General features: G+C 48.5%; 2 protein-coding genes. Both read right to left on the reverse strand.

The genetic code is table 11. The annotated features are described in order from the left end of the window. The coding region (locus OXH39_08005; GenBank protein ID MCY3550391.1) for a type I restriction endonuclease at positions 1 to 2,308 on the reverse strand (2,308 nt) is incomplete at its 3' end. 96 nt (positions 2,309 to 2,404) lie between these two features. Further along, a complete protein-coding gene (locus OXH39_08010; GenBank protein MCY3550392.1) occupies positions 2,405 to 3,574 on the reverse strand; it encodes an Rpn family recombination-promoting nuclease/putative transposase in 1,170 nt (389 codons plus the stop codon). Between the last annotated feature and the right edge of the window lie 195 nt (positions 3,575 to 3,769).

Genomic DNA, 3,769 nt, shown 5'->3' on the forward strand with positions numbered 1-3,769 from the left:
CTTGTAGCAGCTCGTCGGGTTGATTAGCATCATAAAAGATATGACAGAATGCCTCAATCGTCTCTACATCGTAGCAGTCAAAACCTTCCAACTGACTTTGTAGATCGTATAACCGATTCGGGTCGGTCTCCTCGGCGAGCATTGTGGTCTGATAGTATTGCTGAAACGCTGCTTGTATCTGATCGGGTTCGTTCACAAAGTCAAGTACCAGCGTATCTGTCTTGCCAGAAGTGACGCGGTTCAGGCGGCTCAAGGTTTGGACACATTGCAGCCCGTCTAACCGTTTATCAACGTACATCGTCTGTAGCAGCGGCTCATCAAAACCTGTTTGGAACTTATTCGCAACAATCAGAATTCGGTACGCCGGGCTCTTGAAACTGTCCGCAATGGAGGTGCTTGGTGGCAATCCATTCATCGCGTTTTCCGTGTAGTCTTGACCATTATCGGTGTCGTGTACCGTCCCACTGAATGCCACCAGACACCCGTAGCGAAGCCCCATCTCCCGCATCTGTTTATCGAATTCCTGCTTGTATTTGACGCAGTGCAGTCGCGAAGACGTGACCAACATCGCCCGTCCCTTTCCGCGGATTGTTTTTTCGGTGCGTGCGGCGAAGTGTTCCAAGACAATCCGGGTCTTCGTCTCAATACTATGGGGTTGCAGATCAACGTAATTGGTCAGTGCACGGAGTGTCCGCGCCTTTTCGTACTCTTTATCCTCCGGCACACGCTTGACCAGTTCAAAATACCGCTTAAAGGTGGTGTAGTTCTGCAACACATCGAGTGTGAACCCTTCGCTGATACTCTGACGCATGGAATAGACGTGGAACGGGACAAATTTTCCATCTGTGTCCTTCCGTCCAAACAGTTCTAAGGTCTTGTTCTTTGGGGTGCCGCTGAAACCGAAATAAGAGATATGATCCTGCATCCTGCGTTGTTCCATCTGTTCAAGGATTTTAGCGTCTATATCCGATACTTCGTCGGCGTTATCTTCCGTTACGTCTAACGCAATCCCTTGCGAGAGTGAAATCCTGAGGTTCCTTGCAGATTCACCGCTCTGCGAGGAGTGTGCTTCGTCGATAATCACGGCGAAGGTCTTACTTTTGAGTTTGCCAATCTCCTCGGCAATCACACTGAACTTCTGAATCGTCGAGATGATGATATCTTTACCGGATTCAAGGAAACCTCTCAGCTGCGCCGAGTTCTTATCGGCGGCATGCACCACGCCGTCAACCTGTTCTACTTGTTTGATTGTCTCCCGCAGCTGCCTATCAAGGACACGCCGATCCGTCACGACAATCACAGAATCGAAAATCCGGTCTGTATCGGTCCGAGAACGGTACAAATGCGTCAGTAGATGTGCCAACCACGCGATGGAGTTCGACTTCCCGCTCCCTGTGGTGTGTTGGATGAGATAGTTATGTCCAACTCCGGCCTTCACAACAGCCCCTTTCAATTCACGAATTACGTCGAGCTGATGGTATCGCGGAAAAATAAGCACGCGGTGCTTCACATCTTTCATGTCGCCGATTTTGTCGTCGTAGACCTTTTCTGTGGTCTCCTGTTCATGGATAAAGTTGTTGATGAGTTCCATCAAGTTATCTGGCTGTAGGATGTCCTCCCAGAGGTAGGCGGTCTTGTGACCGTTGGGGTTCACAGGGTTCTCAATGCCTCTGTTAAATGGAAAGAACCGGGTCTCGCCATCCTGTAATCGGGTTGTCATGGAAACCTTCTCGTTGCCGACAGCAAAGTGGACCAGACACTGTTTGAATTTAAACAAAGGTTCCCTTGAATTCCGATCTGTCCGGTACTGTTTCTCCGCATCTCTCACCACCTGACCGGTGAGACTGTTCTTCAGCTCCATTGTCACAACTGGCAACCCGTTGAGGAACAAGACCATATCCAGAGACTTCTCGTTCTGCTGTGCGTAATGCAGTTGTCGAATGAGGGAGAATCGGTTCTGGGCGTAGAGGCGTTGGTGGTCGGGGTTCATGCCACTTGCGGGTTGGAAGTAAGTCAGGTTAAAATGACACCCTCTATCCCGAATACCTTTCCGCAGCACGTCCAATACGCCACGCCGTTCGACCTCTCTGCTCAAACGGTTGAGGAGGTTAACGGGTGTGTCCGGACCGTACTGGCGTTCCAGTTTCTGATATGTCTTGGGTTGTGTGTCCCGAATAAACTGCAGCGTCTCATCAGGGACGAGGCAGCGGGATCTATCGTAGTCTGTAGATTGTAACGACCGGTAGCCCGACTGATTTAGGTGTGCTTCGATGTGATCTTCAAAATCTGTTTCTGTATACGTCGGCACGGTCTACACCTCGTCAAATAGATAAGGGTTGTTCTTGGAGCATAGAGGGGGCACGTAACTCCGAATCGTCACACCATCAATCATTTCAAAGAGAGTTTAAGAAAAATGGGTATCTATTTCATCTAAACTTTGCGCGGTCATCGTTTGCTCTAAGAGTGTGTCGAGGTATGTTAGGTTGTCAATATTGCGGATTTGACGTGAAAGCGTTTCAGGCACATGCTGAAATTGGAGCTGCAGGAGTTTGAGGACGGCATCCTGTTTACCTTCTGCTTTGCCTTGTTGTATACCTTCTGCTTTGCCTTGTTGTATACCTTCTGCTTTGCCTTGTTGTATACCTTCTGCTTTGCCTTGTTGTATACCTTCTGCTTTGCCTTGTTGTATACCTTCTGCTTTGCCTTGTTGTATACCTTCTGCTTTGCCTTGTTCTCTGAGAAAATCAGCCGTTGTCTGTGCCATTGTCTCTAACTCCTTAGGGTCTTGAATGTGTTGTCTGATAATATCTACTAACGCATCGCGCTCCTCAAGAGAACGCCGGTGGAATATCAACTGCACAAAATACCGGAGTGCCTCTGCAACTTGGGGTGCAAAGCCTTCATCTACTGACACTATATGCGATACAGCAGCTGCTAAGGCTTCGCGTATCTCTTCTGTTTGCTCTGCATGCTCCTTTTGAAGCACACGGAACAACCAACCCAGCGGATGTCCGAACTGCGTCAGCACCTCTGCTTCAGTCTCCTTCACCGCTAAAAACAGCGTGTCAAAACTTGGGACGAAACGCTCCAAGATTTCAGGAATATCCATGATCGCCGTCAGGGACACCGGTACTGTCCACCGACGGTCCCCGGTATAAAGCAGGATTGGTAGGATCGGTTGTAAACGTCTTTCACTTTCAGGAAGTTTCTCCGTTTCCCATTCCCGCCGTTGTGACTCCCAGATTTGCACCATGTAAGATAATAACCGAAACCCCATCGTTTTATCCACTGTAGACTGATGTTCAATGAGGATATAGATGAGCAGCGCATCGGTATCTATGGCATCTGTGTCTTCTTGAAATGGGACACTCAGTAGGACATCTGACTCACGTTCTTGCAGTGCTTTAGAGATAAAACTTCTTTTTTGGTATGTGATCCGACTGAAGTCGAGAAACGCCTCGATGTCCGGTGCGATAATTTGGACCAACCCCCGCACATATTCCCTGTCTTGCAGCAAGCGTCTGAGGCTCCGGTCAGGGAAGTGTTCTATCTGCGTATCTTGTGTCGCGTTCATAAATGCCTATGCTTTCAAGAGTTGAAAAAACGTTTTGCAAAGTATAGCATAGAAATATCGAAAAAATCAACGCGATATGTATCTCGCGCCGAATCAGAAAAGAAAAAATAGGGTCTACACCTCGTTACGGACATCTATCTTGCCGGTCACTGCTTCGGAGATGAGGGATTGACGGTATTCCTTGAGGAGTTCAAT

It is taken from the genome of Candidatus Poribacteria bacterium (genome assembly GCA_026702755.1).
Taxonomy (GTDB): Bacteria; Poribacteria; WGA-4E; order WGA-4E; family WGA-3G; genus WGA-3G.